Here is a 19374-nt window from a genome sequence, read left to right on the forward strand (position 1 = left end):
ACGTGGACGTTACCCCGGAGGCCGCCGACGTGGCCGAATCCCCTCGCGCGGCGCCGATCCGCCTACAGGGCATCCAGAAGCGCTACCCGAACGGCACCGAGGCCGTCCGGGACCTCAGCCTGGACGTCCGGGCCGGCGAGCTGGTGGTGCTGATCGGCCCGTCCGGCTGCGGCAAGTCGACAGTGCTGCGCATGATCAATCGCCTGATCGAGCCGACCGCCGGCCGGATCCTGCTGGGCGACGAGGACGTCACCGACGTCGACCCGGTCCGACTGCGCCGCCGAATCGGTTACGTGATCCAGAACGTCGGCCTCTTTCCACACCAGACGGTCCGGGCCAACGTGGCCACAGTGCCGGGCCTGCTGCGATGGCCCAAGGACCAGACCCGGGCACGGGTCGACGAGTTGCTCGACCTCGTCGGGCTGGACCCGGCCGAGTTCGGCGGTCGCTACCCGCACGAGCTGTCCGGCGGCCAGCGGCAGCGGGTCGGGGTGGCGCGGGCACTCGCCGCCGACCCGGTGGTGCTGCTGATGGACGAGCCGTTCTCGGCCGTCGACCCGATCGTGCGGGCGCGCCTCCAGGAGGAGTTCCTCCGCCTCCAGGCCGAGGTCCGCAAGACGATCGTGCTGGTCACCCACGACCTCGACGAGGCCGTCCGGCTCGGCGACCGGATCGCGGTGCTCTCCGAGGGCGGGCATCTGGAGCAGTACGACACGCCTGCCGCGTTGCTCGGCGCACCCGCCACCCCGTTCGTGCGTGAGTTCGTCGGCGCCGACCGGGGCATCCGCCGGCTGGCGGTCACTCCACTGGACCGGGAGTCGCTCGAACCCGTACCCGGGGACGCCGCGGCGGACCTGCCGACCGTTGCGCTGGACGGCTCCGCGTACGACGCGCTGGCCGTGCTGCTCACCTCGGGACGGGACCAACTCGTGGTGACCGACGGCGGCCGACCGGTGGGCACGCTCAGCCGACAGCGGCTGCTCGACCTCGGCCGCCCGGCAAACTGAACTGACGACGACCGGGCTGCCGCAGTCGGCGGCCCGGTCCCGCTGCCGGAGGCGGTCACGTCCAGGTGGCCGCCGGCCGTCCGGGCGACCGCGCCGACCGGCTCAGGCGCGCCCGCCGAGGCTGGCGGTGCCGATGATCCACCCGGTCAGGAAGCCGTAGCCGGCGCCCGTGCTGGCATCCTGCAGAGCGCCCAGCATCGACGGGTTCGGGCCGAGCAGCGCCGCGAGCACGGCGGCGAGCCCGCCAGCCAACACGTACGCGGCCCAGCCCGAGAAGAACTGGCTGACCGAGCCGGGCACCCGGGCGACCTGGGCGGCGGGCAACAGGTAGAGCAGGCCCACCGCGAGAATCACCAGCAGCACAGCCCGTACGTCAGCGGCGAACAACCCGCCGGCCTGCCCGTCCGCGTCGAGCCGCCAGGCCGGCCACGCGAGGAGGCGCACGTAGAAGGCGGCGGCCGAGTCCGGGTCGGTCTGCGTACCGGCCCAGCTGGTGAAGGCCGGGCTGCCACAGATGCCGACCAGCAGCAACACGGCGAGAGCACCGGTGCCGGCCGCCGTGCCGTAGCGCCCGACCGGGCCGGATCGGTGCATGAGCGACGTGATCCGCCCAGGCCCCGAACCGGTCGTTCGGGCGGACCTGGGCTGCCCCGAGCGGCTCAGTGCTTCATCAGGTAGTCGATGAAGGCGGCCCGCAGCAGTGGCGCGGACTCCTCATAACCGTGACCGGTCAGTTCCCGCCACAGCGCGTTGGCCTCGTCGATCGTCGGGCCGATCGAGTTCGGTGCGCCGTCCAGCACGGTGGCCTCGTCCGCGTTCGGCAGGTGCCGCAGCACCGACCAGTAGAACTTGACGTCGCGACGCTCCCGGGCCAGGGCGAACGCCCGCTCCCGCAGCTCCTCGGTGGACAACGCGTCGAGTTCCTCGAACGAGGTTCCGCCGGGGGCGGCGGCAGGTGTGTCGGTCATGTCGCCGAGCCTAACGGTCGAGATCAGCCCCGGCCCGGCGGACGCGACGCGGCTCACCGCTCGTCGGTGTCCCACCGGCGTGGGCTGTCCTCCCAGCGCGGATCCCGCCACGGGTCGGCCGGTTGGGGCGCGGCGGGAGTCGGCAGCGTCGGGGGCCAGTTGTCGACCGGCCGGGACTGGGGCATGGTCCAACCCGTGCTGATCGTGCCGTCGCCGACCGGCTCGGGCCGGTCGGTGCTGCCCGGTCGGGGCCGTCCGAACGTCTCGACCAGCCTGGTGACCAGCAGGCCGACGCCGAGCGCCACCCCGCCGACCGCCCAGTTGCTCAACGTCCAGCCACGCTCCGGCGCGTACGTCTGGAAGAGGGCGACCACGCCGACCGCCAGCACCGTGCCGAACACCCCGCCCCGACGGCCGTACGCGCTGGTGCCCGCGAGCATGGCCACCCCCACCGCCAGCACCGTCCAGTCCAGGCCCGAGGTGGGCGCGACCGCTTCGAGGCCGTTGGCGGCGAACAGCACGCCGGCGAGGGCGGCCAGCACGCTGGAACCGACCAACGCGACAGCGGTGACCACTGCGGCCAACGTGCCCCGCCGACGGGCCGGATCGGCGATCGGCCGGTACCGGCCGGCCAGCCGGCGAACAGCCCGGGTGGCGCCGAACAACCCGCCGAGGATGGCCACCGCGGCGAAACCGGCGATGAGATACCCGGCGTTGCGCCCCGGGTCGTAGTCGCCCTGCACCAGCACGGGCGCCGACCGACGTTCGATGTACACCACCACACCGGCAGCGCCGGCCAGGCTGGCAGCCCAACCGGGCACGTGCAGCACCACCACGACCAGCGCCAGCGCCAGCCCACCCAGCGCGGCGACGCCCACGGCCGGGCCGACCGACGCCGGCAGGCCCCGATCGCCCTGCTCGGCGTAGTGCAGGGCGGCGGCGAGCGCGATCGGCCCGACGGCCAGGTTCGGTGCCGCCGTCCGCAGGCTCAGCCCGGCAGCCAGGGCGAGCAGCCCCAGCCCGACCGCGGCGACCAGCAGCGTCCGCAGGTTGTCGCCGCGCAGGGCGGCCGAGTCTTCCTGCCAGAGCAGCCAGCCCAGCGCCGCCAGCCCGGCCAGCAGCAGGAACTCCCAGCCCAGGTGCACGCCGATCCGATCCCGGCCGGGCTCTCCGTGGGTGGGGTCGTCGAAGACGTTCTCCAGAACGGCGGCGGGCACCCCCGACGAGGGTTCCGCCGACCGGTCCCGGCCAGCTTCTTCGTACCCCATACGCCGCCTCCCCAGTGGCCGGCCGTCCCCGGTCCGGCGCGCGGACGAACAGGGGGCGGCCCTTGCTCCCCGATCGCAGGCACCGTACCCGCGCCCGCAGCCGGGCGTAACCCCCTGCTCAGCGCTGGCCGGGGCGGCTCTCCCGTGGGTCCTGCTCGCGCTCGTCGTCGGGGCGTTCCGGCACCCGGCAGGAGCGCTCCAGCCACAACGCGGCACCGACCAGAGCCAGCGAGGCGAGCAGGCCCCCGGCCGCCGCCGGACGGTCGTCGAGGGCGGCGCGGGTGGTCTCCACGAAGAGCCAGCCGGTGAGCCCCGCGTAGAACCCCGCGAAGATGGCCGCGGCCAGCGCCGATGCCTTGGCCAGCACCACGAAACGGGCGACCATCAGCGGGTTGACCGGCTCCCGGCCGGGCTTGCGCTCGATCCGGCCCCGGGTGTTGATCGCGGCGTACGCCTCGAGCACGGCGAGCCCGGCCAGCGTCACCACCGGCAGCCAGGGCAGCCGGGGGATGCCGCTGTAGTAGAGAGTGCTGATCAGCAGCCAGGCCACCGCCGCGGCGGCCAGGGCGGCCACGACCAGGGTCGAGATCCGGGTGGGACCCATCCTGGACCGGTCCGGGCCCGACCCGCCCGGTGGTGGGGACTTCGCCTGCGTCATGCCGGCCGGCTCCGCTCGGTCATGCCGTCGACTCTAACGCCAACTCCGGCCGAGGACGCAGTTCCAGCGCCTCGTCCGCAGCGGGGCCGGTGGTCAGCAGGTCGGTCAGCCAGCCGTGACCGGGCAGCCGACCGTACGGCTGGATGTCGATCCACGGTCGCAGCACGAAGGCGCGCAGGTGCGCCCGTGGGTGCGGCAGGGTCAGCTCCGGGTCGTCGCTGAGCACCGGCTCGTCGTCGTCGCCCCAGACTGCGATCACGTCCACGTCCAGGGTGCGCGGCCCGAACCGCCGCTGTGGGTCACGCACGCGACCGGCCGCGCGCTCCGCGTCGCGGGCCCGCTCCAGCCAGTCGCGCGGGGTCGCGCTCTCGTCCTGGACCAGCAGCACCGCATTGAGGTACGCGGGCTGGTCGGCGTCGCCCCACGGTGGAGTCTCGTACACCCCGGAGAGCACGAGCACGGCGTCGCCGAGCGTGGCGACAGCCGTGCGCAGGTGCTCCAGACGGTCGCCCAGGTTGCTGCCGAGCGACAGCACCGCCCGGGTCACCGGGCACGCGCCCGGGTCATGGTGACGGCCACGTCGCTGAAGGTGTGCGGCACCGGGGCCTCCGGTTTGTGCACGGTGATCGTGGCGACGCCGACCCGTTCGTCGGCCAGGCAGACCGCGAGGAGCCGGTCCGCGAGGGTCTCGATCAGGTTGACCGGCTCGCCGGTCACCACGGCGACCAGGCGTTCGGCCAACTCGCCGTAGTGGACGGTGTCGCTGACGTCGTCGCTGGCAGCGGCCGGGGCGAGGTCCAGTTCGAGGACGGCGTCGACCACGAAGTCCTGCCCCTGCGCCCGCTCGAAGTCGTACACCCCGTGCCGGCCGTGGGCCCGCAGGCCGGTCAGCTGGATCCGGTCCGTCGTCATCGTTGCACCTCTTGCCGGTGGTGGTGGCTGCGCGCGCCCTGCTGGCGGTCGTGGTGCGCGCCGGCCAGGCGCGGGCTGCCGGTCGCGGCCCAGACGGCGAGCGCGTCGGCGGTGGCCCGCACGTCGTGCACGCGTACGCCCCAGGCGCCCGCGGCCACCGCCAGCACGCTGGTGGCCACTGTGGCCGCCTCCCGCTCGGCGGTCGGCCGTGGGGTGCCGTCGGGGGCGGCCAGCAGCCCACCGAGATAGGACTTGCGGCTGGCCCCGAAGAGCAGCGGGTAGCCGAGGTCCAGCAGCTCCGGCAGTCGGGCGCTGAGCTCCCAGTTGTGCGCGGCCGTCTTGGCGAAGCCGAGGCCGGGGTCGACGACGAGACGGTCGGCGGCCACCCCGGCGGCGAGCGCCGCGTCGATGCGTTGGGCCAGCTCGGCTCGGACGTCGGCCACCACGTCGGTGTAGGTGGCCAGCTCGCGCATCGTGCGGGAGTGCCCCCGCCAGTGCATCAGCACCCAGGGGCAGTGCGCGTCGCGGACCACGCGGGCCATGTCCGGGTCGGCCAGCCCGCCGGAGACGTCGTTGACCACCGCCGCACCGGCGGCCAGGGCGGCTTCCGCCACCCGCGCTCGGCTGGTGTCGATGCTGACCGCGACGCCCGCCGCGGTCAGCTCGCGGATGACCGGCAGGACCCTGTCGACCTCGGTCGCGGCGTCGATCCGCTCGGCGCCCGGACGGGTCGACTCGCCGCCGATGTCGACCAGGTGCGCGCCAGCGTCGCGCAGACGGACGCCGTGTCCGACGGCCGCTTCGAGGTCGGCGTACCGTCCGCCGTCGGAGAAGGAGTCCGGTGTGACGTTGAGGACGCCCATCACCACCGGGCCCGGAGCCCGCACCAGATCGGTCACGACTAGACGGTACCGGTCGCGGCAGCGGCGTTCGCCGGCCCGGGTCGGGCTCCCATCACCACCCCTGACGTGCTCGTTAGAACAGGTGTACGATCGGTCATTCGGGCAGCATCGGGCAGGCCCTTCGCGGCTTGTCGCAATCCGGGGCGGCCCGTACGCTTTGGAATTGGCCAGCATCGAGATGGCGAAGCTTGGAGGGAGGGCCGAAGCGGGGGAAAACCGCCCAAACCTCGCCACCCTCCGTGGTGAGTAACGAACGCAGGGTCAAGAACGCTGCGCCCTGTGGAGCACATTTCCCGCCAGGTTCGTCCATTGCACCGCCGCGGCACCGCCGGCCGCGCTATGGGGAGGTTCCAGTGATCGCCTTCGAGCTCATGGAGACGGCGTCTTCGGGCGTCGCCCACGCGCTCTCCACTCTGGCGTCGACTCCACTCGCGGAGCCGGCACCGAAGGGGATCGACACCAACAGTGTCGTCACCTTCTTCGCCAGCAAGATCGCGCCGATCCTGCTCGCCGTCCTGGGCGTCATCTTCATCGGTCGCGCCAGCCGGGGCGAGATCTCCAAGGTGCTGACCAGCTCCGCGATCGCCATCGTCGGGCTCGCGTTCATCGCTGGCGCGGCAACACTTTTCTTCGTCGGCGATTACCTGATCGACCTGATCTTCGAATAGGCGCGTTCACCAGATGCGGCTGCGCACCGACGACGACATCTACCGGGCCCGCCTGGTCTACCTCGGGCCGCCCGGTTACACCCTTCCGGTCCACCTGCCCTACGCCCAGTACGGGCTCTTCATGCTGCTGGTCCCCCTCTACATGTTCATCCACTGGCTGTTCACGTTGACGGTCGAGCTCTTCCCGGCCTGGGAGATCGCGCTCGCCATCGTGACCACGTCGTTCATCTTCCGGCACGTCGACCCCGATCGGCCGGCGCGGGTGGTCATCCGCACCGCGCTGACCGACTGGCGACGCACCCGGGAGCCGGCGATCGAGCAGCGCGATCCGCGTCTGGTCGGCAGCCGGATCAGGATTCGGGAGGAGCTGGCATGACCGGGCGTACGCCGATCGGTCCGTCGCACGACGCGGGCGACACCGTGCCCACAGTCGCTGAGGCGGTCGCATGAGCCGCTCTTCCACGCCGGGTTCTCCGGCCGGCCGCCCGGCCGGGCCGGCAGGTCACCGTGCGCACTCGTTCGACTACACCGAGGATGAGGACGAGGTGGCGCTCGACCCCGCGCTGGTGACGTCACCCGGCCACGGCGCGGTCGGCGTGTTCCAGGCGCCCCGGCCGATTCCGCGCCGGACGCCCCCGGCCGAGCCCAGCGCGGTCTCGGCCGGCGAGAACGCCGACATCGACTCCCCTTTCCTGGACCTCTTCGGCGGCGCTCGGCCCGGCGGGGCGCGAGCCGTCACGGCCGGCCCGAGCACCCGGGAGCAGCCGGCGATCCCGCAGCAGCAGCTCCCGGCACCAGCTCGACCGGCTCCCGAGCTGGAGCCACCGTGGACGCCCGACGACCAGGCCGGCGGCCGCAGTGTCGAGCCCCGACACGGCGGCGCTCACCTGGGCGGCGAGTCACGGGTGCCGCATCAGGCCGGCGACCGGCTGCCGATGGTCCGTCCGCCGCGCGAGCCGGACGTCACCCCCGACGGCACATCCGGGTCGAGGCCCAACGGCCCGACGACCCGACAACCTGACATCGCACCCACCGCACGGCCGACGGCAACGCCGTCGAGTCGGCCAACGGCACCGGTGGACCAGCCAGTGTCGCCGGTTGGCGGACCAACCGCCCCGGTGGATCGCCCGGCAGTCCGCGCAAGAGCGGACCGGCCAGCTCTGGAGGGGACCCAGCGCCGCGCCGCCGACTCGGAGCGACCCAAGGGTGCCGGGAAAGAGGTCGCCCCACCCCGCGAACGTGGTGCGAGCCGCCAGGACCGACCGACCAAGCCGACCCGGATCCGCGCCCCGAAGATCAAGTTCGGTGACCGGGACCCGGCGGTCGAGCTGGCCATCACCGAGATCGCCGGTCACCTGACCTTCACTCCCAACACGGTCACCGCCTGGTACTGGCTGCCCGAGGTTCGCTGGGCGTTCCGCCCGGACGCCGAACGCGAAGCGTTGTTGTCGGCGATCTCCGAGCAGTACGCCGGCCTGGCCGGCTTCCGGCTGCACCTGCGCCGCACCACCCGGCCGTTCCCCGCCGACGAGTGGGCGCGCACCATCGACGCCCACACCGCCGCACCGCTCGCCGACGTTCCCGGCACCACCGGCTGGGCCGACCACCTGGTCGCCGCCCAGCGGCACCTGATGGCGGTCAACCACGCCGAAGGCCAGACCTACCTGGGTGTCACCTTCGCCCGCCGATCCCTCGGCGACTCGCTCACCGAACGCCTGCTGCGCACCTTCGGTCGGGGCACCGCCGACGGCGAACGCCGCAAGCTGGGCCGCACCGTGGAGCAGTTCGACGAGGTGCTCGGCGCGTTCGGCATGCGCGGCCGACGGGTCACCGCACAGGAGCTCGAATGGCTGCTCTACCGCTCGGTGGCGCTGTGCATGGCACCCCCCGGGCGGCTCTCCCCGGTGACCAACGGCCAGTGGGAGCGCGGTGACCTGCTCGCCCTGACCGAGCAGGTCGAGCGCTACCGCACCCCGTACGGCTCCACAGTCAAGCTGGTCAACCGGATGACCGGCGAGGAACGGCACGTGGCCGTGCTCGCGGTCGGCCGGATGGAGCCGCTGGAGATCCCGGAACGGCACGAGCCCTGGCTGCACTTCCACGAGCGGCTGCCCTGGCCGATGGAAATCTCCACCCGCGTCGACATCCTCGGCTCCGGCGACTCCTTCCGTAACCTCGAACACCGGCTACGGATGATCCGCTCCCAGCAGCTCGACTACGCCGAGCACGGCATCGACGCACCGCCGGAGCTGGAGCGACTGGCCAAGCGGGCGCTGGTGATCGGCGACGAGATGACCACCGGCCTGCCGGTCGACTCGGCCCGCGCGCACGGCTGGCACCGGATCGCCGTCGGCGGCCGGACCAGGGAGGAGTGCATGGAGCGGGCCCGCAGGCTCATCCAGCTCTACTCCCGGGAGCTGCGCATCTCGCTGCAACACCCGAAGAACCAGGACTGGCTGGCCCGCGAGTTCATCCCCGGCGAGCCGATCGCCAACACCGGCTACGTTCGCCGCATGCCGGTGCCGCTGCTGGCCGCCGCACTCCCCCAGGCCGCATCGAACGTGGGCGACCGGCGGGGCGACCTCATCGGCCGGACCGCTGGCACCTGCCGCCGCCCGGTCTTCCTCGACCTGCACTTCCCCATGGAGGTCCGGGAACGCTCCGGGCTCGCTGTCTTCGTCGCCGAACCGGGCGGTGGAAAGTCCACCCTGCTCGGCGCGCTGGGCTACCTGGCCGCCCGCAGAGGTGTCCAGGTGACCCTGCTCGACCCGTCCGGGCCGCTGGCCCGACTCTGCGCCATGCCCGAGCTGCGGCCGTACTCCCGGGTGTTGAACCTGACCGGCTCGGAGCACGGCACCCTGGCGCCCTACTCGCTCATCCCGACGCCACTGCGCAGCGAGTTCGGCGCCGGGGCCGCCGGTGACCGGGAGTTCGAGATCGCGGTCTCCAACGCGCGGGCCGAACGGCGAATGCTGGTCCAGGACATCTGCATGATGCTCGTTCCGCCGCAGGTCGCCCGGGAGGCGTCGACCGCCACCCTGTTCCGGCACGCGGTCCGTCAGGTCCCCGCCGAGGAGACGTCCACCCTGGACGACGTCGTGAGCTGCCTCGGGCGCCTCGACGACGACGCCGGCAAGGAGCTGGCCAACCTCCTGCTGGACACCGCCGAGATGCCCCTGGCCATGCTCTTCTTCGGCCGACCACCGGAAGGGCTGCTCGGCGCCGACGCCGCGCTGACCGTGATCACCATGGCCGGGCTGCGGTTGCCCGACCTCAAGATCGAACGGGAGTACTGGTCAGCCGAGGAGGCACTGGCCCTGCCGATGCTGCACACCGCGCACCGGCTCGCCGTACGCCGCTGCTACGGCGGCTCGATGTCGTCGCGCAAGCTCGTCGGCTTGGACGAGGCGCACTTCATGGAGGGCTGGCGATCCGGGCGTTCATTCCTGGTCCGGCTCGCCCGCGACTCCCGCAAGTGGAACCTCGCCGCGCTGGTCGCCTCGCAGAACCCCAAGGACATCCTCGGCCTCGACGTGCAGAACCTCGTCTCCACCGTCTTCGTCGGCCGGATCGCCGAGGACGCCGAGATCGCCTCCGAAGCGCTACGACTGCTGCGGGTGCCCGTCAACGACGGGTACGAAGCCACCCTCGCCTCACTCTCCGCCGCCGACACCAGCTCGTCCAACCGGCTCGGCTTCCGCGAGTTCGTGATGCGCGACGTCGACGGGCGGGTACAGAAGGTCCGCGTCGACGTCTCGTACGTCGAAGGGCTCCTGGACCACCTCGACACGACGCCCGCCGCGATCGCCGCGGCGGCTGGAGTGCTGCCGAGCATCCCCCTGCCGGATCTGGAGGCGTGACATGGCGAGGGCCCGAGCGAGGATCGTGTCGTTCCTGCTCGCCCTCGGCGTACTGGCCGGGGCCTCACTCAGCTGGCCGCTGATCGGAGCGGAAGCCGCAGCCGCCGCACCGCCCGTGGCCCAGGCCCGCGCCGACCTCTGCACCACGGCCGAGTGGCAGGCCGACTTCCGGGCCTGCGTGGGAAAGCTCCAAGCGGTCAGTGAGGACGAGGTCAAGTGTCGTAACGCGCCGACCCCCGGCACGCCGGACTCTGGACTCGCCGGCTGGTTCGCCGGCCGGCCAGACTCCGCCAAGGAACTCGGGCCGAAGGGGCTTTACAGCGACTACGGCTACGCCGGCTACAGCTACCCGACCTACGACATCCCAGGCGGTTGCGCGTCGTCGGTCCTGCATCCGGACTACAAGTTCACCACCACCGTGGCGAACGGGGAGTTCATGATCGCCACCGCGATCGTCGGCGCTTCGAACGCGTTGCGAGAGCGGGCCTGGGATCCGCGTTCGATGTGGGGTTGGGCCGATCCCCTGGTCGAGCAGGCAACAAAGGCCGTTTACCAGAAGGTCTTCAGCGTCTTCGGCATCGTCACCCTCTGCGTGGTGGGGCTATATCTGCTCTGGCGGTCCCGCCAATCGGACATGAGTAACGCGATGACCACCGCGGGCTGGGCGCTGCTCGTGATGGTCGCGGTCACGGCCCTGGCCGCCTGGCCGGTCAAGTCGGCGAACATCGCGGACGGCACGCTGGTCACCACGTTGGGTGTGGTGCATGACGCCGTGGGTCCTGCGGCCCGAGACACCCCACCGGACCGTTGCGTCGTCCCCAACCCAGACGCTTGTGTGGACAAGCGGCCACCCGCTGTGCGAGCCAGTGACACCGCCACCGAGGCGATGCTCTACCGGAACTGGCTGCGTGGAGTACTCGGCTCCGCCGACAGCGAGACCGCTCGCAAGTACGGCCCAGCCTTGTACGACGCGAAGGCGCTTTCCTGGGACGAGGCAGAGAAGCTGCGCGCCAACCCGGCTACCCGGGAGGCGACGATCAAGGCGAAGCAGCAGCAGTGGGCGCGGGTGGCCCAGCAGATCCAGACCGAGGATCCGGAGGCGTACGAGTATCTCCAGGGTGTGCGGGACATGGATCGGGTGGGCGCGGGATTCATCGCGGTGCTGGCCGCGTTTCTGTTCGCGATGTTCGACCTGACAGCGTCGTTGCTGGTTCTGCTGGGCTTCCTCATCTTCCGGTGGGCGGTGATCGCGGCACCCATTCTCGGCACGGTCGGTCTGCTCCGGCCGGCCAGTGCTGGGCTGCGCCGGCTGGCGAACGCGGTCGTGGCCGCCGTCTTCAACATCGCCATCTTCGGCACCGGGGCTGCCATCTATCTGTTCGCTGTCGACCTGATCATGAGCACGCCCACCCTGCCGGGCTGGCTCCAGGTGGTACTGGTCTGGCTCTGCGGCGTGGTCGGCTGGCTGCTGCTGCGGCCGTACCGGCGAATCACCCAACTCGGCGGCAAGGACAGCAGCGAAGCGGTCAGCTCCGCCGGGTCCTGGCACCGCCGGTTCTTCCGGGACATGCGGACAGCCGCGCGACTGGACGTGGCCGAGCCGGGTGGCACGGCCGAACCGGTGGGTGGGCGTCGACGGTCGCCGAACGCGGAGCAGACCCGGCTGCGCCCGGAGGCCCGCCGGGAGGACCCGGTCTCCACGCCGACGGTTGTTGCCGAGGGCCAGCGTGCTGGCGCCGGGCGACCCGACGGTCGGGAACGGCCCGACGAGGCACCGGCGGAGGAGACCAGAGGCCGAGGTCGTCCGGTCGCCCCCCAACCTCGTCGCCGGCAGCCGGCGACGTGGACCGAGCCGGACGTGCCGGCCGAGAACCCGTCGTTCGTGGTCTACCGTCCGGGCTCCACGGAGCGCACGCCGGACCGGACCGGACCGCGGGTGCGCTCAGAGGCACGGTGACGGCGATGCGACGGGCTCTGGAGTTTCTCTTCACCCGAGCGCTGCGGTCCCGGCTGGGAGTGGCACTGGTCATCGCGGTGATCGTCCTCGGTGTGCTCGGGGCGGCACGGCTGATCTCCGACCCGGCCGCTCCGGCGGACGGATTGAGTAACCGGCCGAACCGGCCGATCACCACCGTGGACCCGACGGCTGGCGACGATGGCGTGCTCACCAGCCCGGCGCCACCGTCACCCGTGACGTCGCCCGGCGCCGGCACGCCGGAGCAGACCTCCGACCGTTTTGCCGCAGCCTGGCTCGGCCGACCTGGAATGACCGCTGAGCAGTGGCAGGACGGCCTCAAGCCGTTGTCCACACCGGCGCTGACCGAGAAGCTCGCCGGTGTTGATCCCGAGGGCGTCCCGGCCGAGAAGGTCAGCGGCGCACCGTCGGTGCGGGCGCGCACCGAGACGTTCGTCGAGGTACTACTGCCGCTCGACAACGGCCAACTGCGGCTGGAACTGGTGGCTGCGGATGGCGGATGGCTGGTCGACGTGGTGGATTGGGAACGGCCATGACCGGCGCCAGCCGGCAGTCGGTGCGGATCGGCGTGATCGCCAGCATCCTCACCGGTGTGCTTCTCCTCCTCTGCTGCACCGGGGGTACTGCGGCGTTCTTCCTCAGTGGGCTCGGCGGCGACGGTGAGGACGGGGACTCCTTGGCAGGCTTCGGCTGCGGCCCGATCCGCCCGGTGGACATCGTGGGCGAGTTGCCGCGGTTCACCGAGTACGGCGACGCACAGGTCCGCAACGCCGCCATCATCATCAAGGTCGGCCAGGACCTGGGGGTGCCCTCCCGGGGCTGGGTGATCGCGCTGGCGACCGCGATGCAGGAATCCGCGCTGCGCAACCTGGCGAACAGTGACGTGCCCGAGTCCCTGGCCCTGCCACACGAGGGCGTCGGAGCGGACCACGACTCGCTGGGCCTGTTCCAGCAGCGGCCGGGGTGGGGCTCGGTCGCCGAGCGGATGACCCCCTCGTACACGGCTCGCAAGTTCTACGAGAAGCTCGTCAAGGTCCGGAGCTGGCAGCGCCGACCGCTGACGGTGGTGGCGCAGCAGGTTCAGATCAGCGCCTATCCGGACGCGTACGCCAAGCACGAGGAGCTGGCCAGCAAGATCGTGGATGCGCTGGCCGGTGGGGCGGCCCGTACCGTCGAGATCAACGGCAAGGCGGTGTGCGACGCGGCCGAGCGTGGCGAGATTGCTGCCTCCGGCTGGACCGCGCCGATCCCTGGCGACGTCGGTTCCGGCTTCCGCACCGCCAGCCGGCCCAGCCACAACGGGGTGGACATCGGCGCGGCCAAGGGCACCGAGATTCGCGCCGCCGCAGCCGGTCGTGTGCTGGTCGCCCGCTGCGACCCGGACAACAGGGGCCGGCGGGACTGCGACGTGGACGGCTACCCCGACAAGGGCGGCTGCGGTTGGTACGTCGACCTGCTGCACGCTGGCGGCTACATCACCCGGTACTGCCACATGGTGGTTCAGCCGCGCGTCAGACTGCATCAGATCGTCCCGGCCGGTGAGGTCATCGGGCAGGTTGGCAGCAGCGGCAACTCGTCCGGGCCGCACCTGCACTTCGAGGTGCACCTGCGCAACGACCGGTCCAGCCGGGGCGCGGTCGATCCGGTCCCGTTCATGCGCGCACGGGGTGCCCCGCTGCGCGCCGCCGAGTGAGACCGCCACGGGGATGACCGGACCGCTGCCGGACCCGTTCGCCGACCAGCCCGACTGGGCACCACGGCCACCCCGTCCGCTGACCATCGTCCCCGCCACCGAGCGGGTGGAACTCCGCGGGCGCCGAGTTCTCGTCGGGCTGCCGGGGCTGGGCTGGCGCGGCGACCTGCGCGCGGACGACCGGGTGGTGCAGAGCGCCAGGACCTACGTGCCGGTGATCCCCGAGCACGAGTGGTACCGCGCCGAGGCCGACCAGGTCGAAGTGTTCGCGCCGCTGGTGCCGGTGGAGCGGGTCTGGGTGGAGACGGTCGGCAGGCAGGTTGACTCGGAAGGTGGTCGGGACACCGGAATCCGGCTGGTCTCGCTGGACGGTCCGGCACACCGGACCCCCACACCGGTCTTCGAGGCGGACGCCGTCACCGGGCGCCGGGTCGTGCACGTCGAGGGCGGTCTGGAGCACCGCGACCTGCGAGCGGTCACCGAAACCTACTCCGGTGCCGAAGGGGACATCTGCGTGCGGATCACGCCCGAGGTGGAGTGGTACCGCTGGGCCTGGCGCGGTCAGTCACCCACCACGCTGGAGGTCCCGGTCCATCTGTTGTGGATCGAGTGAGAGTCAGCTGGCCCGTGTGCCGCCGCAGACTCGCCACCCATCATCGTTCTTTGTTTCGAACCGCCAGGGCTGACGATCGCTTTGATTTATACCGTCTACACGAGCGGAAATGATCAATGTGACCTCGACAGCAGCGTTGTCGCCCTGCTTCTGGTCGTTGAGTCTCGCCCAGCTGACAGAAATCGTTACGGCAAAACGCTTCTCACGCTCGAGAAGGTCGGCCCGCAGGGCGTCCAGTGCCTCCAACTGCGCCCCGCGCTCGCAGGTGTAGAGAGCGGCCCTTGCGTCGTTGCGATCCACGAGGAATGCGCGCAGGTAGTTGTCCACCGCCACGTCGGGTGCGCTGCGATCCGGGGCCGCCGCTCGGTTGTACAGCACATATCCCGCAATGACCCCGCCCAGGCAGAGCAACGCCAGCACCCCAGCCACGACCGTGAGCACCGTCCGCATTCGGCGGCGAGGCGGCTGCGGCGCCGGCGTCGGTGGGGCCGGCGGCAGTTGCTCGGACGGTGTCCGTTGGGCCGGTACGCGGGAGACCTGGGAACCGGCGGGGGGCTGCACTGATTCCACCTCCTGAAGTTATCGGCTGGACGCCCCGGAGCCAATAGCCTCAGATCCAGCGGATCGTGACGGACCCCTCCCCACCGGTGAGATCCACGACATCCCTGGCGCATCGCCGGGGCACCTCCCGGAGGAGCGGACCCGGCTGGGATACCGTCTCTGCTCGGGAGGGGTTGCCAACCTCGGGCAGAGGGGGTGGACGCGGTGGCCGGTCCGAAGGCACGTACGAACCGCGCCGCAGCTCTGCACCGACGGGCGGCGGCCGTCGCCACCGCAGCCGCCGGGATCCTGGACGAGACCCGACCCGCTCCGGCCGATCAGCGCCGCCAGTACGAGGTGGCCGACCGCCTGCGGGAGGTTGCGGCACGACTGGCGCCGGGTTGGTCGGGCGCGGCTCTGGACTCGCTCACCGTGGAGACTCCGGCGGGTGACTGTCCGCCGCCGTTCGTCCGGGTCGGCACGGCAGCGCCGTTGGACGACGCCCGCTTTCCCGCGTTGGTGCCACTGGTCGGCACCGGTCATCTGAGCGTGGACGCTGACGCCCGGGAGCCGCGGGTGGCGGGGTTGCTCCGGGCCGTACTCCTGCGGTTGTTGGGTGCGGCACCGGCGGGTGCCCTGTTGATTCGCGCGGTGGATGCCACGGGTGTCGTGCTGACGCCGTTCGGTGCGCTCGCTGATGCTGGCCTGCTGCCGCCGCCGGCGGTGGACGTGGCGAGTCTGCGTGCGGTGCTGACCGAGGCGGAGCAGTGGGTCACGCCGGGTGCGAGCGGGCGACGCCGCCACGACCGGACGTTGTTGTTGGTGGTCGCGGCGCTGCCGGATTCGACCGGTCCGAGTGATCTGGCGCGGATCGAGGCGCTGGCCGAGCAGGGGCCTGCGGCGGGGCTGCACCTGGTGGTGGCGGGCTGGCCGCCGGCCGGCCCGTATTCGGCCCGGGCGCCGCTGCCGCACACCACCTCGTTGGTGCTGCGCAACGCGTACGCGTTGCTCGGTGATCCGCCGGGGGCGTCCTTCGCCGGGCCGGGCGCCGATCCGCCGGGTGGCTTGAACTCACCGGTCTTCGTCGAGTCGGACCCGCCGGCTGAGCTGGTCGATGCGGTCTGTCGGCGGCTCGCCGAGCAGGTGGAGGCGGGTTCCCGGTTGGGGTTGGCGGCCCTGTTGCCGGTGACGGGTGAGCGGCTGTGGGAGTCGAGTTCCGCGGACGGGTTGACGACTACAGTCGGTGACGCCGGGGGCCGGTCGGTGCCGTTGGGCTTCACCGAGCTGACTCCGCACTGGCTGGTGAGCGGCCGGTCCGCCGGAGGTCGCGCGGCGTTCCTGACCACCGCGTTGCTCGGTCTGGCCGCCCGGTACGGCCCGGACGATCTGGCGCTCTACCTGGCGGATCTCGGTGACGGTGAGTCCTTCGTGGAGTTCCTGCAGACCGAGCGCGACCGGTCGTGGATTCCGCAGGTGCGCGCTGCCGCGATGGCCGCCGACCGGGAGTACGTCCGGGATCTGCTCGACGAGCTGACGGCCGAGGTGCAGCGGCGGACGGAGGCCGGTGCGCGGGCTGGCGGGCAGCGCTTCGCGGAGTTGCGTCAGCATCGGCAGCTGCCGCGGATCGTCTGTGTGTTGGATAATGTGCCGCTGCTCTTCGCCGAACGGGACCGGTTGGCGGCCGAGGTGGCGGCGCAGTTGGACGGGCTGGCCCGGGCCGGTCGGGCGTACGGCGTGCATCTGGTGCTGGCCGGTGCGGGTGAGCTGGGGTTGAGTGCCCGCGCGGATGCCGGTCACCGGGATTCGGTGCTCGGGCAGTTCCCGGTGCGGGTGGCGTTGCCGGGTGGCAGCCCGGTGTTGGAGCCGACGAACGATTCGGCGGCTGGTCTGCCGGTGGGCAGCGCGGTGGTCAACACCGCTGGTGGGCTCGGTGGTCCCCGGGGCGCGATCCGAGGTCACGAACGGTTGATCCGTCACCCCGACCCGCAGGACCACCCGGATGTGGTGGAGGCGCTGCGGCACGAGCTGTGGGCGGCCCGGCCGGCCGGTTCGGTCCCACCGGTGGTCTTCGCCGGTTACGCCCGACCCCTGTTGAGCAACGATCCGCGACACCGGGCGGCCCTGGCGGGGCAGGCCCACGGTCCGGCCGCTCTGCTGGGTCGTGCGGTGGACGTGACCCGCTCGACGGTCGCCGTGCCGTTGGGGCCTGCGGCCGGGCGCAACCTGGCGGTGCTGGGGTCGGGTGTCGCAGCGGGCGGGCTGCTGGTCACGGCGGCCCGGAGCACCGCGGACCATCACCCGCCGGGCACCGCCCGTTTCCTGGTGGCGGCACCGGACCCGGGCTCCCGAGCGCTGGCGGAGGCGTTGACGGCCGAGTTGGCGGCCCGGCATTCGGCCGAGATGGTGGATCTGCCGACGCTGCTCGCGGACCCGCCCGACGAGTTGCCGACGTACTTGGTGGTCTTCGGCCTGGACCGGCCGGGTCCCCGGGAGCTGCCGGTGGACCGGCTGCGGGCGCTCCTGCGGGACGGGCCGCCGGCCGGCAGACACCTGCTGGGCTGGTGGCGGGCGGTGCCGCCGTTCGCTGCGCTGTTCGAGCCGGCGGGCGAGGTCGACAAGCTTGCCGCCGTGGTCGTGTTGGACGTGCCGGTCGCGCAGCTCACTCCGGTCTTCGGGCGGCCGGTGGAGTGGCGGGCCCGCCCCGACCGGGCGGTGCTCTGGGACGGCCCGGACGAGCGGGGCAGGGTCCTGGTGCCGTTCGCCGACGAGGCCGGCTGATCCGGTGACGCGAGCGGGGGGTGTCGAGATGGGTCCGAACGCGACGGTGACCGGGCCGGGGCGGCAGCGGGCCGCTGCGGCGGGCGGAGACGCCACGCCGACGGCGGTCGAGCCCGGCGCGGCCTGGGGTGAGTATCTGGCCGCGGCACGTCAGCTGGACGGGGTACGCCGCAGCGCGGCTGCCGCAGCGGGTGAGCAGGCCCGGTCGGCGGAGGCTGCCCGGGAGGAGCTGACGGTGGTCCGTAGTGGGCTCGCTAGTCAGCAGGAACTTCTGCGGGAGCTGGGCGTACCGGCGATCTCCCTGGTGCCGTCGCCGCCGGAGCTGACCGAGGCGGCCCGGTCGATGGCGGGCGGCCCGGCTGCGGTGTTGGCGGCGCTGCGGGCCGCGCGGGGTCGAGCCGAGGCGGCGGACGCGGCCCTGGCCGCGCGCGGCCGGTTCCGGCCGGGGTCGTGGCCGGCGCGGGCCCGCAACCTCCTGGTGTACGGGCCGTTCGCGCTGGTGGTGCCGCTGATCCAGGTCGCGGTTTACGCGGCCACGGGGATCGGGCCGGCCAGTGTGGCGGCGTTGATCTGCGGGCTGCCGATGCCGGCGGTCGCGTTCGTCGCCGGGTGGGTGGGCATCGGTCGGTTGTTCCGTGTGGGCCCCGCCGAGCGGCTGGACCGTACGGTGCGCTTCGGCGCGCTGGTGTGCCTGGTGCCGGCGGTGCTGGTCACGGCAGGCCTGTTGCTGGCCCTGCTGGCCGGCTGACCACCGGGGTCTCCCGGGAGGACGGGCAGCAACGGAAACGGCCGGCCGTCCCGGGAGGGGGTCGGCCGGCCGTGGTGTGTCCAGGGGTGTCAACGGGGGATGATCAACGCCATCGCCTCGGCCCGCGACTTTGAGTCCGTCTGCAGGATGCCGCGCACGGCTGAGGTGATGGTCTTGGCACCGGACTTCTGGATGCCGCGCATCGCCATGCACATGTGCTCACACTCCAGCACGACGACGACGCCGCGTGGGGCGAGCTTGCTCATCAGCAGGTCGGCGACCTGCGAGGTGAGCCGCTCCTGCACCTGGGGTCGACGGGCGAAGACCTCGACCAGTCGGGCCAGCTTGGACAGGCCGGTGATCCGCCCGTCCGGGCCGGGGATGTAGCCGATGTGCGCGCTGCCGCGGAACGGCAGCAGGTGATGCTCACAGAGGCTCATCACGTCGATGTCCCGAACGATCACCAGCTCTTCGTGGTTGGCCTCGAAGGTGGTGCTGAGCACCTGAGCCGGGTCGACCCGCAGGCCGGCGAAGAGTTCGGCGTACGCGCGGGCGACCCGGGCCGGGGTCTGCTGGAGGCCGTCGCGGTCCGGGTCCTCACCGACGGCGATCAGGATCTCGCGGACGGCCTTCTCGATCCGGCCGAGGTCGACGGCGTCCTCGACCGGGCGGCCGGTCAGCTTGCCGCTGATCAGCCGCGCGGCCACGAAGTCGAGCTCGTCGTCGGGTTCGGTCGCGGAGACGGCCAGCTCCCGGTGGGGGGAGCTGGCCGTCGGGTCGTTGC

The 19374-nt window shown here is 72.3% G+C and carries 19 protein-coding genes; 10 read left to right on the forward strand and 9 right to left on the reverse strand.

All coding sequences use genetic code 11. The annotated features are described in order from the left end of the window. Nucleotides 1-2: 2 nt before the first annotated feature. Nucleotides 3-1007, forward strand: coding sequence for an ABC transporter ATP-binding protein (locus GA0070619_RS26410; RefSeq protein WP_088950528.1), 1005 nt, complete (start codon nt 3-5; stop codon nt 1005-1007). Nucleotides 1008-1109: 102 nt separating this feature from the next. On the opposite strand, the gene GA0070619_RS26415 is transcribed toward GA0070619_RS26410, so the two are convergent. The 7 genes from GA0070619_RS26415 to folP all read right to left on the reverse strand — a co-directional run bounded on the left by GA0070619_RS26415 (nt 1110) and on the right by folP (nt 5712). Next, a complete protein-coding gene (locus GA0070619_RS26415) occupies nt 1110-1601 on the reverse strand; it encodes a hypothetical protein (RefSeq protein WP_088950529.1) in 492 nt (163 codons plus the stop codon). A gap of 65 nt (nt 1602-1666) precedes the next feature. After that, nucleotides 1667-1975 carry a hypothetical protein gene (locus tag GA0070619_RS26420; protein ID WP_088952069.1) on the reverse strand — a complete coding sequence of 103 codons (309 nt, stop codon included), beginning with the start codon at nt 1973-1975 and terminating at the stop codon, nt 1667-1669. Between the two features lie 53 nt (nt 1976-2028). Further along, entirely contained in the window at nt 2029-3243 is a 1215-nt protein-coding gene (locus GA0070619_RS26425; RefSeq protein ID WP_088950530.1) for an ABC transporter permease, read from the reverse strand. A 118-nt stretch (nt 3244-3361) separates the two neighbouring features. Next, entirely contained in the window at nt 3362-3901 is a 540-nt protein-coding gene (locus GA0070619_RS26430; protein ID WP_088950531.1) for a DUF3180 domain-containing protein, read from the reverse strand. A 19-nt stretch (nt 3902-3920) separates the two neighbouring features. Next, on the reverse strand, nt 3921-4448 hold the full coding sequence (folK, locus tag GA0070619_RS26435; RefSeq protein ID WP_088950532.1) for a 2-amino-4-hydroxy-6-hydroxymethyldihydropteridine diphosphokinase: 528 nt from the start codon (nt 4446-4448) through the stop codon (nt 3921-3923). Then, on the reverse strand, nt 4445-4813 hold the full coding sequence (gene folB, locus GA0070619_RS26440) for a dihydroneopterin aldolase (RefSeq protein ID WP_088950533.1): 369 nt from the start codon (nt 4811-4813) through the stop codon (nt 4445-4447). Before folB ends, folK begins: the two co-directional genes overlap by 4 nt. Then, complete coding sequence (folP, locus tag GA0070619_RS26445; RefSeq protein WP_088950534.1) at nt 4810-5712, reverse strand: dihydropteroate synthase; 903 nt, start codon at nt 5710-5712, stop codon at nt 4810-4812. The genes folB and folP overlap by 4 nt, the downstream gene beginning before the upstream one ends. A gap of 356 nt (nt 5713-6068) precedes the next feature. Between folP and GA0070619_RS26450 the strand changes: the two genes are divergently transcribed. From GA0070619_RS26450 to GA0070619_RS26480, 7 genes are all read left to right on the forward strand, one after another. Next, nucleotides 6069-6383 (forward strand): hypothetical protein, encoded by a 315-nt coding sequence (locus GA0070619_RS26450; RefSeq protein ID WP_074315118.1) that lies wholly within the window; start codon nt 6069-6071, stop codon nt 6381-6383. A gap of 13 nt (nt 6384-6396) precedes the next feature. Continuing rightward, nucleotides 6397-6759 (forward strand): hypothetical protein, encoded by a 363-nt coding sequence (locus tag GA0070619_RS26455; protein ID WP_007466101.1) that lies wholly within the window; start codon nt 6397-6399, stop codon nt 6757-6759. A gap of 70 nt (nt 6760-6829) precedes the next feature. Then, entirely contained in the window at nt 6830-10243 is a 3414-nt protein-coding gene (locus GA0070619_RS26460) for an ATP-binding protein (RefSeq protein WP_088950535.1), read from the forward strand. A 1-nt stretch (nt 10244) separates the two neighbouring features. Continuing rightward, nucleotides 10245-12200, forward strand: a complete 1956-nt coding sequence (locus GA0070619_RS26465; protein ID WP_088950536.1) for an MraY family glycosyltransferase — start codon at nt 10245-10247, stop codon at nt 12198-12200. Continuing rightward, nucleotides 12197-12754 (forward strand): hypothetical protein, encoded by a 558-nt coding sequence (locus GA0070619_RS26470; RefSeq protein ID WP_088950537.1) that lies wholly within the window; start codon nt 12197-12199, stop codon nt 12752-12754. The genes GA0070619_RS26465 and GA0070619_RS26470 overlap by 4 nt, the downstream gene beginning before the upstream one ends. Further along, nucleotides 12751-13911 (forward strand): M23 family metallopeptidase, encoded by a 1161-nt coding sequence (locus tag GA0070619_RS26475; RefSeq protein WP_088950538.1) that lies wholly within the window; start codon nt 12751-12753, stop codon nt 13909-13911. Before GA0070619_RS26470 ends, GA0070619_RS26475 begins: the two co-directional genes overlap by 4 nt. 13 nt (nt 13912-13924) lie before the next feature. After that, on the forward strand, nt 13925-14524 hold the full coding sequence (locus GA0070619_RS26480) for a hypothetical protein (protein ID WP_088952070.1): 600 nt from the start codon (nt 13925-13927) through the stop codon (nt 14522-14524). A gap of 3 nt (nt 14525-14527) precedes the next feature. Here GA0070619_RS26480 and GA0070619_RS26485 read toward each other — a convergent pair whose 3' ends face one another. Then, nucleotides 14528-15085 carry a hypothetical protein gene (locus GA0070619_RS26485; RefSeq protein ID WP_088950539.1) on the reverse strand — a complete coding sequence of 186 codons (558 nt, stop codon included), beginning with the start codon at nt 15083-15085 and terminating at the stop codon, nt 14528-14530. A gap of 195 nt (nt 15086-15280) precedes the next feature. Here GA0070619_RS26485 and GA0070619_RS26490 point away from each other — a divergent pair, with 195 nt between their 5' ends. Together GA0070619_RS26490 and GA0070619_RS26495 are read left to right on the forward strand one after the other, a co-directional pair. Next, entirely contained in the window at nt 15281-17842 is a 2562-nt protein-coding gene (locus GA0070619_RS26490) for an FtsK/SpoIIIE domain-containing protein (protein ID WP_088950540.1), read from the forward strand. A gap of 28 nt (nt 17843-17870) precedes the next feature. After that, entirely contained in the window at nt 17871-18590 is a 720-nt protein-coding gene (locus tag GA0070619_RS26495; protein ID WP_088950541.1) for a hypothetical protein, read from the forward strand. Nucleotides 18591-18679: 89 nt separating this feature from the next. Here the strand turns inward: GA0070619_RS26495 and folE are convergent, their stop codons facing one another. Beyond that, nucleotides 18680-19339 (reverse strand): GTP cyclohydrolase I FolE, encoded by a 660-nt coding sequence (folE, locus tag GA0070619_RS26500; protein WP_088950542.1) that lies wholly within the window; start codon nt 19337-19339, stop codon nt 18680-18682. Nucleotides 19340-19374 lie beyond the last annotated feature (35 nt).

The sequence above is a fragment of the Micromonospora zamorensis genome (assembly GCF_900090275.1).
Classification (GTDB): Bacteria; Actinomycetota; Actinomycetes; order Mycobacteriales; family Micromonosporaceae; genus Micromonospora; species Micromonospora zamorensis.